This is a genomic window from Phormidesmis sp. 146-20 (assembly GCF_052939475.1).
The window spans coordinates 58,469-70,930 of sequence record NZ_JBJPHT010000033.1 but is presented as its reverse complement, the minus strand read 5'-3'; the positions used below and the strand labels follow the sequence as shown (position 1 = coordinate 70,930).

Here is a 12,462-nt window from a genome sequence, read left to right as displayed (position 1 = left end):
GAAATGACCTCAAACCCAGGAGTAGTCTCGCTTGTAAATTCTCGGAAAGGTCTAAGGAGCAATCTCACGATCGCCGATCACCACGCTTGCACCTGCAATTGACATCGCGATCGCAGTTGCTTGACCAATCTCCGTCGCGTTTCCAGCAATTAGCGCTACTTTTCCTTCTAGCAACACACTAGACACCTCGATCACACAGAACTGCCGTGAACTTAGCGAATGCTGGGATGGGTGTCTTCTCGATTTTTGCCAAATTTATCCGATTCTTGCAAATGGTGCATTGATAACATTACAAGATTCAGCTAAAACACGGCAAAAAACGAAAAGATGTTTCCTGAAAGGTTCGGCTAGGATTGAACTAGCAGTCTTCTAGCATCGATTGTATTTCAGTCAGGTCAAGGTTTTGCTAGTTGTTTTATCATTTATGGAGATTAGATCTTGTGACTGGTCTTCTTCAATCCCTTTATGCTCTATTCCGATCGCGTCTGTCCCAGCGCATTGTGCTTTGGGTATTCATTAGTATTGTGGTGGCCGAAATTCTGCTGCTCATCGTCTCGCTGCATCTCAGACAACAAGAGCTATTAAGTCACCTCCGAACCGTCACTGTTGAGAAAGCAGTGGAGTTAGTTCAGGCTGCCGCAGATTCTAAGCTTGAACAGCTTCAAACGCTCTCCGTTGACTCGCAAATTCTTGGAGGAACGCTTTATCAACCCGACGGAACGATGATTCGTCAATTTGGCGAAGCACCATAACTCTTGTTCAAGAACTATCAACAGCAACATGCGATCGAGACGTACAACCCAATTGAGGCGAGATATGACGAAGTAATCAACCTTCAAGCTTCAGAAAATGTGTTGATTCTGCGTCATGATGTAACAAGTGTGAGGCAAGAGATTTTATCCACTTCCAAGCGGGTTGCTGCGACTGTTTTACTTATTGGGGCGTTCGTGACGATCGCGACAATGATTGGTTTACAACAAATTTTGATTACACCGATTCTGACACTCAGACGCGATTTGTTGAAGGCGGGAACTGCGATTGCTCACGATCAAGAATCGCCAGAGTTCGAGGTCGTTCAACTACAGCGACAGGATGAAATTGGCGAAGTCATTGCTGCGTTTTTTCAGATGCATCAAAACGTGGTACAAGCAATCGCGAACCGCAAGCAGGCAGAACAAACGATAACTCGCTTGGCAGAAATTGGCGAACTCACGGCGATGATTGTTCATGAAATCCGTAATCCTTTGACAACGATTTTTCTGGAACTGCGAGACTTGCAACAACTCGATCGCTCCGAAGCTACTCAAACCCGATTAGCGATCGTTCTAGAAGAAGCAGAGCGCCTCAAAAAACTGCTAAACGAAATTCTGCTCTACAGCAAGTCTCAACGTTTGAAGTTAGCGCAACTCGACCTCGATCGATGGATGGAAGAAATCTTTCCGTTGATTGAACTGATTCCACTGCGGCAAGGGCAATCCCTTCAACTTACTCCAGCAGCATTGCCCTGCCTGATTTTAGGAGATAGCAATCGCCTTAAGCAGGTCATCATTAATTTGATTAGCAATGCGAGTGAAGCGATCGAACCTGGAGACCAAATTACCTGTTGTGTGATTGCCTCACCTTCCCACGTTTGCATTCAAGTTCACAATCGAGGACAACCGATTCCACCTGATGAACTCTCAAAGTTAACTCAGCCTTTTTACACGACAAAGCCTTGCGGGACAGGATTGGGATTAGCAATTGTCAAACGAATCATTGAGGCGCACAACGGCGAGTTGAAGATCCAGTCAGATGCAATTTCAGGGACAACCGTAACCATCCAGCTACCACAGTTTCGGCAAACCCAGGCAGAACCATGAATTTTTTTTCATAGTTTTTTCATTTGGGCATCATGTAGCTCAACGAGATTAGTAACTGTAAGGCAAACAAAGCTTTACGAACACATCTATCCCTAATCTCGGAGGAAACCATGAAGAAGCATCTCAAATCAATTCTACTGATGGGTGTCAGTGTCGTAGGTGTCGCATCTGTTGCGGGGTACTCTTTCCTGTCTAATGCTGGGCAACGCGCTACAGACAACACTCAAGTCTCTCAAGCAATGCAAGCTTCCGATCATCAATCGATCGATCAATCGATGACTGTGGCTCAAGCCTCGAACAGTAATAAACTCGCGGCTCAACTTCAAGGCAAACCGACGATCGTTAAAATTTACGCCGATTGGTGTCCAGCTTGCCAACGCCTTCGACCTGTCACTGAATCGTTGCAGCAGCAGTTTGGCGATCGCGCAAATTTCGTCGTGTTTGACGTGACAAACCGTACCACCACTCAAGCAGCAGAAGCCAGAGCGAGAGAGTTAGGCTTGAGTGATTTTCTGGCGGCACATCGCAGTCAAACCTCAACGGTTGCCATCATTAATCCCAGCAATGGTCAGACGCTTACTCAGTTTCGCTACAACTTCAATCAACAAGACTATGTGAATGGCATTGAGCGTGCGATCCAGCGTGTCAGTGCCCGTTCCTAACGTCTTGTTCTTTACCTTCCCTTTCAATCAACGGAGCCAATTACCATGATTCAAACATCACAGTCTGCATTGTCCTTACTTCAACAACAATCCGAAAGACCGATTCTAGCGAAATTTGTGGCTCCGCATTGTGGCGGTTGTATCACACTCAAACCTGTTTTAGAGCGACTGGCACAAGAACATGCAGATCACCTGCATCTGATCGAAATCGACATCACCGAAGAACCAGAATTAGCAATGGAACTGGATGTCCGCAGCGTTCCCACAGTTGTATTGTTCCAGCAAGAACAAGAGATTGGACGACTTGTAGGCTTACAACCCAAGCAGCACTACGCGAACTTAGTGCAGCAAGCAATCTAACCGGATACGAGCAAGATGCTCACACAACCTAAACCAGAATTCATCAGAAGTGTGAGCATCTCGCTGATATCTGAATCATCCCTTCAATGCAAAACTGCTCAATCAACTAGGAGAAGCCGCAATGAAATCTCAACAGACTCCGAGTTCACTCGAAATTGTGGCCCCAATGCCACAAAAGAACCCGCACAAGTTCCCCTTCACGTCTAAAACACTCTTCTATGGCGGTCTATTTCTCGGTGCCTTAGTTCTTGCTCTCGTTTCCCCGCATCTATCTGACTGGTATCTCTACCTCACTGCGCTAGTCGGTCACATTCAGGCTCCGTATCAGCAATGGTTAGAGCAGCAAAATTTGAGTGATCCGATCGTGCTTGTGCCCTTAGCATTCGTAGGTGGATTGATTGCGAGTATCTCGCCTTGTATTCTGTCTTTGCTGCCTGTCAACCTCAGCTATATCGGAACGCTCAAAATCACCTCGCGTCGAGCCGCCTTTAACAAAGCTGGATTGTTTGTTTTGGGTGTGGTTACGGTGTTCAGCTTGTTCGGATTGTTCGCATCCTTCGCAGCAGCAGTCCTAGTTGATTATCGAGGATACTTTAACGTTGTGGTGGGAGCAATCATTCTAGTCATGGGACTCAGCTTTGCGGGAATCATTCACTTGCCCTTGCCACAACCGAAAGCTTCAGTGTCGGCAGCGGGACCTTACGGAATTGGACTGACGTTTGCACTCGTGAGTTCTCCTTGCTCTAGTCCGGTGCTATTTGCGGTGATCGCCGCCGCCGCCGCAACAGGCTCTCAGTTCATCAGTGTTGTCACGTTGATGAGCTATGGATTGGGTTATACTGCCGTTATCTTTTTCGCCAGTTTGTATGCAGGACTAGTGAAGCAAAGTCGCGTTATTCTGGGAAAATCAGATTGGGTGATTCGAGTCGGCAGTGCCGCGTTGATGCTAGCAGGTGGATTCTATCTGGTCAATGGAATTCACTGGTTTCTATGACAAGAACGAATGATCAAGGATGAGTTAACGGTGACGCATCCTTGATGAGATGTTTGCAACAGGCGCAGATTATGAGAAACAACAGTTTTAAAGGCAAGCAGTCGCTCCGAATTAATCTAAAACGGCTCCGCGAGTGGGGCGGCGCATTTGCTGGAGTTCGATCGCGCCTGCTCATTTGGTACTTTCTACTCACCCTTTGCATTACCCTCATTTCTGTGTGGGCAACCTTCAAGATTTTCTGCGAACTAGAACAACAGCAAGCCGGACAACGATTGCAGCGCAACATTAGCGCTTTAGAACAGCAAATGGCTCAAATCAATTCATCTGAACTAACGCCGTCTGTGTTAAATGAGACGCTAGAACAGTTCAAGCAAAGCCAAGTGAGCGATCCAAACGAGTCACTGGTTCTCGTAGTAAATGGTCAACTCTACTCGGCTCGATCGTCCAAACTGCCGCCTGCTCTTCATGAGAATTCTGACCTAATTCGACAATGGGCACAAGTGAAACCCAATCGCTCTTCTGTTCAAGAAGATTACATCATTCGGGTTGTAGAGCCGCTTCAACTTGCTGGGCAGACGGGTGCAATCGTTGGACTCTACGATGCGACCTTACGTTACCAGATGGGTGAAACCACTCTTGCGCTAGTTGTTCAGGTGACGATCGCGATGATGATTTTGTTTATGGTGATCGTATGGTTCACCGCCGGACGGTTACTCGCTCCGTTACGCCAGTTAAGCGATACCGCTCAGATGATTACTGAAACCGACTTGTCAAAGCGCATGACCGTCCGGGGAACCGATGAGATTGCTGATCTCACACTTACCTTTAATCAGATGCTCGATCGCCTTCAAGCCGCTTTTACCAGTCAGCAAGAATTTATCAAAGATGTCAGTCACGAGCTACGAACACCCATCACGATTATTCAGGGGCATTTAGAGCTCTTAGGCGACGACCCCGAAGAACGACAAGCGACGGTTGCTTTAGTGCGCGATGAACTGCGGCGGATGAATCGGTTTGTGAATGACTTACTGTTGCTCATGCGTGCCGAGCGTCCCAATTTCTTGCGTCCCAGTCTGATCGATCTCGAACCTTTTACCCAGGAACTCTTTGCCAAAGCGCGAGGATTAGCTCCTCGAAACTGGCAACTCGAAGCGGTTGGCATGGGAGAGGTGGTTTGCGATCGCCAACGTCTTACGCAGGTGATCATGAATTTGGCACAGAATGCGACCCAGTATACTCAGGCTGGAGACATGATCGCGATTGGTTCTGCAATCGTCAATGGCACTGTTCAGTTCTGGGTGCGCGATACTGGCGAAGGCATTTCTTTTGAGGATCAAGAGCGCATTTTCGATCGGTTTGCGAGAGGCTCAGAGAGCGAACGACGATCCGAAGGCGCTGGATTAGGGTTATCGATTGTGCAAGCCCTGATCAAAGCTCATGGTGGCACTGTCGAACTCTTTAGTCGTCTGGGAGAAGGAGCAACCTTTACGGTCATTTTACCCCAGCAACGCCCCGATGCTAATCTTCCAGTCCGACCTTCAACTGCCCCAATTCGACAGTCCTTATCGCCGAAGAAAATGCCATGAATCGATTGTTGATTGCCGAAGATGAAGCTCGCATTGCTGCTTTTCTAGAAAAAGGATTCCGTGCTAGCGGATTCACAACGACGATCGCGAAAAATGGAGTAGAAGCGATCACAATGGCACACAGCGAGGACTTTGATTTACTGATTCTCGATTTAGGATTACCTGGTAAAGATGGCTGGCAAGTTCTAGAGGAAATACGCGGACGGGGAGAACGATTGCGAATTATTATTCTCACGGCTCAAGATGAAGTGGAAGATACCGTAACTGCGCTAGAAAGCGGCGCAAATGATTATGTAACGAAGCCGTTTGAGTTTAATGAACTCTTAGCGCGAGTGCGGGTTCAACTGCGAGACAACGTAGTAGCAAAAACTAAAAGCGGTAAAGAAACTACACTTCAGGTCGGCGAGATTGTTCTAGACTTGCTGACGCGGCAAGTGTGGATAGAAACACAATTAATTGAGATGTCCGTAAAAGAATTTGCCCTAGCAGAAATCTTCTTGCGTCATCCCATGCAGGTGATGAGCCGCGAACAACTGCTCAACCGCGTCTGGGGCTATGACTATGATCCAGGTTCTAATATCGTGGATGCTTATGTCAAACAACTCCGCAAGAAGCTGGGTAGTGACTTGATTGAAACCGTTCGAGGAGTTGGGTATCGGCTACGAGCATAGCATCCTGGAGAAACAGTAACGCTCATTTGGTCAGCAATAACCTAGCTAGATTTGGTTGGGTAACTACTCGACACAGTTTTTGGAGCCATAACCAACCGATCGCCCTACTGCCTCCGAACAACATTGATAGGGGTAACTTCTATGTGAATGTAATTGATGACAAGTTACGTCGTCCGGCTGACAACCCCCCGATCGAAATCTCTGGTGGCATCTCAACTAATTCCCATCCACCATCTCATACCGCCGATCGCTTCGAGATACCCGCAAGGGGTCGCTGCCGTCGTCATACGCTAATGACTCATCTCATCCGGCTGCTGCGGTTTCTTTCGGTTTCTTCTCAAACACCTGGATGTTGGGTTCGAGAAGAACAAATCCTTTTTCGGTCGGTTGTCCCATCTTCCCGGCGATCGCGGCAACCCACATGGGAAAGTTGGTTTGAGCATCCTCCAGTTTCTTCCAGACTTTGGGCTTGACGGTCATGGAGATGATTTGCCCATCGCAGTCCACCTCAAAAGATTTCCAGCCATTGTCTACAGTCTTTGCATCTGGCAGTTCGTTGATTTTGATGGTGAGTTCAAGTTTTCCAGTGACGGTCATGGCGTGTTCTCCAAAGTTTTGCATTAATCATTCTCCTTAACAGTGGTCAATGAATCAACCTCAGCACGTCGATTTCAACATCTGGAAAAGACAGAGGATGAATCACGCTACTGGTTAGGGTCACTTGCGAACAGGTTCCCTAGATCAAAGGTGTTCGAGACTCCCCATCCACGGGGTCACGAAACACGATGAGTTCCCTCACCCTTGGGTTGATAGGACGAAGCACCCGCACCCAACAATAGAGTATAATCGCCCATGAAACCATTGAAGAAACCGCAGAATTAGTCAATCAAGCAGGCGGGCAAGGAATCGCGGTACAAGTGGATCATCTAGATTCAGAAAAAGTTAGATCGCTCATAGGGTTCTAATTCAGAGTACTTTCGTTTCTATTGAGGTTTGTGATGTTCATGCCAATGATTTGCGATGTCAATTCTGCGGCAGAGCCAGACGCGATCGCGTTTCTGAACGTAATCTAAAAATTTCAACAATGCCATTGCTCTTCCAGGTCTGCCTACCAATCGACAATGTAATCCCACGCTCATCATTTTGGGTGCGGTTTCTCCTTCTGCATACAACAGGTCAAACGAATCGCGCAAGTATGCAAAAAACTGATCGCCAGAGTTAAACCCCTGACTGGTGGCGAATCGCATATCATTGTTGTCCAGTGTGTAAGGAATCACCAAATGGGACTTTCCAGACTCCTGAACCCAATACGGCAAATCATCCGCATAGCTGTCTGAATCGTAGAGAAAGCCCCCTTCCTCAATCACCAATTTGCGAGAAAACGCACTGGTACGTCCCGTATACCAGCCCAACGGACGATCGCCCGTCACACGAGTATGCAGATCGATCGCTTGATATAAATGGTCTCGCTCCGCCGCTTCGCCAAAATATTTGTAGTCAATCCAGCGATACCCATGACTGGCAATTTCCCACTGCGCCTCTTTCATCGCCGCCACCGCCTCCGGATTGCGCTCCAGTGCCATTGCTACCCCGTAAACCGTGACTGGAATTCCTCGCGCTGTGAAGAGTCTATGTAAGCGCCAAAAGCCCGATCGACTGCCATATTCATAGCAAGATTCCATGTTCATATGGCGCATTCCGTTGAGTGGAACGGCTCCCACAATCTCGGATAGAAAGGTTTCTGATGCCTGGTCACCATGCAAAATACAGGTTTCGCCGCCTTCCTCATAATTGATTACAAACTGTACCGCCACCCGCGCTTGATCGGGCCATTTAGCATCCGGAAGGTTGCGCCCATAGCCGACCATATCTCTGGGATACTCAGAATCTTGATCTCTGAAGGATTGTGTTGACATGCTTAGAGTTTGCTGAAGGGTAGTTCTGTACGAATTCAGGGCTTTTGAAATAGATGCTTCTAGTTGCTACAATGATCTGGGTTAGCGATCGTGTCACCGTTGCGGGTGTTGTGTGTCATGCTTCAAATCAACCTTCATTTAACGTGAATTCGATGATAATCCTTCACGATGGTTACCAATCCGATCAGCCCCCTAAATCCCCCATGAGTGAGGGACTCTGAACGAGAAAGATTGTCTCAAAGTCCCCCAAATTGGGGGGTTGGGGGGCGGAAGTGCTGAACAACGAAGTGAGAAAACTCCATCGAATTCACGTTACATTTAGGACAAGAACAACTTATAGGCAGGGTTTTGGCTTTCGTCCCAGTAGCGGTAGCCCAGCGTATCGAGAAACGCTTGCCATTCGGTCATCTCATGAGGGGGCACCTGCATTCCGACGACGATGCGCCCATAGTCTGCGCCGTGATTGCGATAGTGAAATAGACTGATATTCCAATCGGGACACATCGAGGTGAGAAACTTGATCAACGCACCCGGACGTTCGGGAAACTCAAAGCGGTAAAGCAACTCATTGTGAGCCAGGGGCGATCGCCCGCCGACCATATGTCTGAGATGCAGTTTCGCTAACTCATCATCGGTTAAGTCGATCGTGCTAAAGCCATTCGCTTCAAACGTCGAGACAATTTGAGCCGCATCCGCTCGATTTTGAATTTGCACTCCGACGAAAATGTGGGCGATCTTTTCATCTGCAATTCGGTAATTAAACTCAGTCAAACTGCGCCGACCAATACACTCACAAAACTTGCGTAAGCTGCCCTGTTCTTCAGGAATCGTGACGGCAAAAATCGCTTCTCGACGTTCCCCAAATTCGGCGCGTTCTGCCACAAATCGCAAGCGATCGAAGTTCATATTCGCCCCGCAGGCCACCGCAATCAGCGTTTGATTTTGAATCTGTTCCCGCTCCACATAAGCTTTTGCAGCAGCGATCGCCAGCGCCCCAGCGGGTTCTAGAATCGATCGCGTATCTTCAAATACGTCCTTGATCGCCGCACAAATATCATCCGTATCAACAATCATCACTTCATCAACATACTGCTGACAGAGCCGAAAGGTTTCTACCCCGACTTGACTCACGGCGACCCCATCCGCAAACAATCCCACATGCGACAACTTAATCCGGTGTCCCGCCTGCAACGATTGTGACATCGCATCGGCATCCACTGGCTCAACCCCAATAATTTTAATTTCGGGACGCAGCCGTTTTACATAAGCCGCAATTCCAGAAATCAAACCGCCACCGCCAATGGCCACAAAAATGGCATGAATCGGCTGTTGACACTGACGCAGCATTTCCATCGCGATCGTACCCTGTCCTGCAATCACATCCGGATCATCAAAAGGATGGATAAAAGTCAGATTTTTCTCGGCTTCTAGCTGTCGTGCATACGCATACGCCTCATCATACGTATCACCATGCAATATCACTTCTCCGCCCCGCGCTTTGACCGCCTTAATTTTTACTTGGGGAGTCGTCAACGGCATCACAATCATCGCGGTGGTTCCCAAGTGGCGGGCACCGAGGGCAACGCCTTGAGCATGGTTTCCCGCCGAAGCCGCAATCACCCCCTGAGCAAGCACATCCGGCGGAAGCTGCGCCATCTTGTTGTAAGCCCCTCGCAGTTTGAAGGAGAACACCGACTGCATATCTTCACGCTTAAGCAGGACTTTATTCCCTAACCGCACAGACAGATTGGGCGCGTAATCTAAAGGAGTCTCTTGGGCAACCTCATAGACGCGAGCATTCAAAATTCTCTCAAGATAATCAGAGGGCATAACACAGTTTGCAGAGGCAGGATGAGAAATCATTGTACCTGACTTGCTTGTGGGGGGATGAGGACTGAAGCATAAAGGATGGAAAACCTACTCTAATTGATTGTTAGCCATGACGGAAGTTCTATGTTGATTGTTGAGGCGCGGCATGGAGAGCATAATCGCGTAACGTTGTGTCAGCAAATCGCTGATGCTATCGTAGATGCCTTCAAATTCAGGAGTATGTTGAGCCAAGAACTGAAAGAGCAGGTCTTTAAACTGTCACCGAGCGATCGCACCTTGCCCTAGTCAAGGCCATCTGAGTCTTTGCAAGAGCAGCCTATTTCCCAGGTCGATCGCGCTAGTGCGATTCAGCGGATGCGAGGCTTGCTCAAAACAGCTCAACCTGCACCAACGGACGAAGAAGTAGCTGCAATGTTGGAGGAACGACGGGTGGGGCAGTATTTTTAGTGGCTTTATTTGATACCAACATTATCCTAGATTTTCTGTTGCAGTGAGAGCCATTTTTCAAAACGCAGAACTGCTGCCGCAAGACGGTTTGACCTGGCGCGGCTGTTCCTAAAACAAACTGTGGACGATCGTCACTCATCAATTCTCATTTAGTGTAAAAAGTTACTATACTTACCGTATAAATATTGAATACAGCGTCTCGCTTATAAAGAGACTGCCCAAAAAATTTGTGAAAGAAGTGGGTGTTCGGCAGAATTTTTGGGCATTTTATCGAAGCGGAGCGGATTACATAGTCTTCATGACTCCTTCATGACACTTTCCTGACTCAGTAAGATCGCGATCGCACTTCCTCAAAACTTCCCCGCCTGGAGGCAGCAATGGCAGAAAAGACAGGACGCTTTGCGATTTTAGAACAATTAGTTGCAGATGGAATTGAGTATATTTTTGGCAATCCTGGCACCGTCGAGCAAGGCTTTTTGGATGCTTTGTCCGCTTATCCTCAATTGAAATATATATTGACGCTACAAGAATCTGTTGCTGTAATGATGGCCGATGGTCATGCACGCGCGACTAAAAAACCAACGATCGTACAGCTTCATAGCACTCCCGGTGTGGGGAATGGAATTGGTGCGCTATATCAAGCCAAACGTGGACATTCTCCTTTAGTCGTGATTGGTGGCGATGCAGGAATCAAATACATGGGCATGGATGCACAGATGGCGGGAGATCTGGTCGCTCTCGCAGAACCTGTCACCAAATGGTCAACGATGGTTTTAGATTCGTCTTCTCTGCTGCGGGTGTTGCGGCGGGCGATCAAGATTGCGTCTACTCCACCAATGGGCCCCGTCTACATTTGCTTGCCCGCCGACATCTTGGATCAGCCCTGTGTTGAACCGATCTTTCCGACTTGCATTCCTTCAACTCGCACCGTTCCAGAAGATGTGATTACTCATGAGATGGCTCACCTGTTAGCTAATGCTGCTAACCCCATGATCTTTATTGGAGATGGGATTGCTTATTCAGATGCACAAGATGAATTAACCCACGTCGCAGAACTGCTGGGTGCAGAAGTATGGGAAGCCGATAACGGCGAACTCAATATGAGTCAAACTCACCCGCTTTATCAGGGTTCTACCGGACATATGTTTGGGTATCAGAGCCGTCCGATTTTGCAAAAAGGGGATGTCAATCTGGTCTGTGGAACTTACATTTTGCCAGAAGTTTTTCCTGATCTGGGCAGTGTGTTTGCTCCTGATGCCAAAGTGTTGCACATTGACTTAAATGCCTATGAAATTGCAAAAAATCATCCCGTTGACATTGGCGTAGTGAGTGACCCCAAACGATCGCTCGCCCAATTGGCCGCCGCTCTGGAAGCGATTCTAACGCCCGAACAACGACAAGCCGCCGCATCGCGCATCGACAACCTGGCGAGACAGAAAGCAGTGAAGCGATCGCTGGCACTAGAAGCCGACAAAGCCTTTGAAGAGGCAACGCCGCTCCACTTTTGCCAATTTATGGAAGAGCTTGCCAAGCATTTACCCGAAGATGTGGTGATCTTTGATGAGGCGTTGACTTGTTCTCCTGATGTGGTGCGCTATCGACCGACAACGCAATCGGGACATTATTTTGTGACTCGTGGCGGATCATTGGGAGTGGGCATTCCAGGCGCGATCGGTGTGAAGTTAGCTCATCCTGATAAGACAGTGATTGGCTTTACGGGGGATGGTGGCAGTATGTATACGATACAAGCGCTATGGACGGCTGTGCGTCATAATGTCGATGCCAAGTTTGTAGTTTGTAATAATCGATCGTACAAATTGTTACAGTTAAACATTCAGGCGTATTGGCAAGAGCAAGCGATTCCGGCTCATGATTTTCCGCTGAGTTTTGATCTGTCTTATCCAGCGATTCAGTTTGATCAGATGGCTCGATCGATGGGAGTGCCTGCCATTCGCATTGAGCAGCCTGAAGAGATTGCGCCTGCGATCGCGAAAGCACTCTCTCACAAAGGGCCATTCTTACTCGACGTGGTGATCGAGGGCAATATTCAGCCTGAAATGATTACTCAAATGTGCCAGTAATATTACTGAGACCAATAAAATCATGGATACAATCGTGATCACGCTTCTCAGGGTGA

At 48.0% G+C, this 12,462-nt stretch carries 14 protein-coding genes; 10 read left to right on the top strand and 4 right to left on the bottom strand.

Annotated elements, in window-relative coordinates; translation table 11 throughout:
- Window positions 1–51 precede the first annotated feature (51 nt).
- The gene (locus tag ACKFKH_RS22235; protein ID WP_446860542.1) at window positions 52–195 is read right to left on the bottom strand and encodes a hypothetical protein; all 144 of its coding nucleotides are present in this window, start codon (window positions 193–195) and stop codon (window positions 52–54) included.
- Window positions 196–440: 245 nt separating this feature from the next.
- Between ACKFKH_RS22235 and ACKFKH_RS22230 the strand changes: the two genes are divergently transcribed.
- The 7 genes from ACKFKH_RS22230 to ACKFKH_RS22200 all read left to right on the top strand — a co-directional run bounded on the left by ACKFKH_RS22230 (window position 441) and on the right by ACKFKH_RS22200 (window position 6,132).
- On the top strand, window positions 441–752 hold the full coding sequence (locus ACKFKH_RS22230) for a hypothetical protein (RefSeq protein ID WP_446860541.1): 312 nt from the start codon (window positions 441–443) through the stop codon (window positions 750–752).
- A gap of 3 nt (window positions 753–755) precedes the next feature.
- Window positions 756–1,859: a sensor histidine kinase gene (locus ACKFKH_RS22225; protein ID WP_446860540.1), complete on the top strand. Its 1,104-nt coding sequence runs from the start codon at window positions 756–758 to the stop codon at window positions 1,857–1,859.
- Between the two features lie 110 nt (window positions 1,860–1,969).
- Window positions 1,970–2,521: a thioredoxin domain-containing protein gene (locus ACKFKH_RS22220; RefSeq protein WP_446860539.1), complete on the top strand. Its 552-nt coding sequence runs from the start codon at window positions 1,970–1,972 to the stop codon at window positions 2,519–2,521.
- A 45-nt stretch (window positions 2,522–2,566) separates the two neighbouring features.
- Window positions 2,567–2,881 (top strand): thioredoxin family protein, encoded by a 315-nt coding sequence (locus tag ACKFKH_RS22215; RefSeq protein ID WP_446860538.1) that lies wholly within the window; start codon window positions 2,567–2,569, stop codon window positions 2,879–2,881.
- A gap of 121 nt (window positions 2,882–3,002) precedes the next feature.
- Complete coding sequence (locus ACKFKH_RS22210; protein ID WP_446860537.1) at window positions 3,003–3,875, top strand: cytochrome c biogenesis protein CcdA; 873 nt, start codon at window positions 3,003–3,005, stop codon at window positions 3,873–3,875.
- A gap of 71 nt (window positions 3,876–3,946) precedes the next feature.
- A complete protein-coding gene (locus ACKFKH_RS22205; protein ID WP_446860536.1) occupies window positions 3,947–5,461 on the top strand; it encodes a sensor histidine kinase in 1,515 nt (504 codons plus the stop codon).
- Window positions 5,458–6,132 (top strand): response regulator transcription factor, encoded by a 675-nt coding sequence (locus ACKFKH_RS22200; RefSeq protein ID WP_446860535.1) that lies wholly within the window; start codon window positions 5,458–5,460, stop codon window positions 6,130–6,132. The genes ACKFKH_RS22205 and ACKFKH_RS22200 overlap by 4 nt, the downstream gene beginning before the upstream one ends.
- Before the next feature lie 303 nt (window positions 6,133–6,435).
- Here ACKFKH_RS22200 and ACKFKH_RS22195 read toward each other — a convergent pair whose 3' ends face one another.
- From ACKFKH_RS22195 to ilvA, 3 genes are all read right to left on the bottom strand, one after another.
- Complete coding sequence (locus tag ACKFKH_RS22195; protein ID WP_446860534.1) at window positions 6,436–6,753, bottom strand: fertility inhibition FinO-like protein; 318 nt, start codon at window positions 6,751–6,753, stop codon at window positions 6,436–6,438.
- Window positions 6,754–7,115: 362 nt separating this feature from the next.
- Window positions 7,116–8,048 carry an allantoinase PuuE gene (gene puuE / locus ACKFKH_RS22190; protein WP_446860533.1) on the bottom strand — a complete coding sequence of 311 codons (933 nt, stop codon included), beginning with the start codon at window positions 8,046–8,048 and terminating at the stop codon, window positions 7,116–7,118.
- Between the two features lie 318 nt (window positions 8,049–8,366).
- Window positions 8,367–9,878 (bottom strand): threonine ammonia-lyase, biosynthetic, encoded by a 1,512-nt coding sequence (gene ilvA / locus ACKFKH_RS22185; RefSeq protein ID WP_446860532.1) that lies wholly within the window; start codon window positions 9,876–9,878, stop codon window positions 8,367–8,369.
- A 123-nt stretch (window positions 9,879–10,001) separates the two neighbouring features.
- Between ilvA and ACKFKH_RS22180 the strand changes: the two genes are divergently transcribed.
- From ACKFKH_RS22180 to ACKFKH_RS22170, 3 genes are all read left to right on the top strand, one after another.
- Window positions 10,002–10,163 carry a hypothetical protein gene (locus ACKFKH_RS22180; RefSeq protein WP_446860531.1) on the top strand — a complete coding sequence of 54 codons (162 nt, stop codon included), beginning with the start codon at window positions 10,002–10,004 and terminating at the stop codon, window positions 10,161–10,163.
- Window positions 10,164–10,181: 18 nt separating this feature from the next.
- Entirely contained in the window at window positions 10,182–10,325 is a 144-nt protein-coding gene (locus ACKFKH_RS22175) for a hypothetical protein (RefSeq protein WP_446860530.1), read from the top strand.
- A 377-nt stretch (window positions 10,326–10,702) separates the two neighbouring features.
- The gene (locus ACKFKH_RS22170; RefSeq protein ID WP_446860529.1) at window positions 10,703–12,406 is read left to right on the top strand and encodes a thiamine pyrophosphate-binding protein; all 1,704 of its coding nucleotides are present in this window, start codon (window positions 10,703–10,705) and stop codon (window positions 12,404–12,406) included.
- The last annotated feature ends 56 nt before the right edge of the window (window positions 12,407–12,462 follow it).

Coding starts and splice junctions, on each gene's coding strand:
- ACKFKH_RS22215 (WP_446860538.1), top strand. CDS start 2,567: ATGATTCAAACATCACAGTCTGCATTGTCCTTACTTCAACAACAATCC.
- ACKFKH_RS22180 (WP_446860531.1), top strand. CDS start 10,002: ATGTTGATTGTTGAGGCGCGGCATGGAGAGCATAATCGCGTAACGTTG.
- ACKFKH_RS22195 (WP_446860534.1), bottom strand. CDS start 6,753: ATGCAAAACTTTGGAGAACACGCCATGACCGTCACTGGAAAACTTGAA.
- ACKFKH_RS22170 (WP_446860529.1), top strand. CDS start 10,703: ATGGCAGAAAAGACAGGACGCTTTGCGATTTTAGAACAATTAGTTGCA.
- ACKFKH_RS22205 (WP_446860536.1), top strand. CDS start 3,947: ATGAGAAACAACAGTTTTAAAGGCAAGCAGTCGCTCCGAATTAATCTA.
- ilvA (WP_446860532.1), bottom strand. CDS start 9,878: ATGCCCTCTGATTATCTTGAGAGAATTTTGAATGCTCGCGTCTATGAG.
- ACKFKH_RS22200 (WP_446860535.1), top strand. CDS start 5,458: ATGAATCGATTGTTGATTGCCGAAGATGAAGCTCGCATTGCTGCTTTT.
- ACKFKH_RS22220 (WP_446860539.1), top strand. CDS start 1,970: ATGAAGAAGCATCTCAAATCAATTCTACTGATGGGTGTCAGTGTCGTA.
- puuE (WP_446860533.1), bottom strand. CDS start 8,048: ATGTCAACACAATCCTTCAGAGATCAAGATTCTGAGTATCCCAGAGAT.
- ACKFKH_RS22210 (WP_446860537.1), top strand. CDS start 3,003: ATGAAATCTCAACAGACTCCGAGTTCACTCGAAATTGTGGCCCCAATG.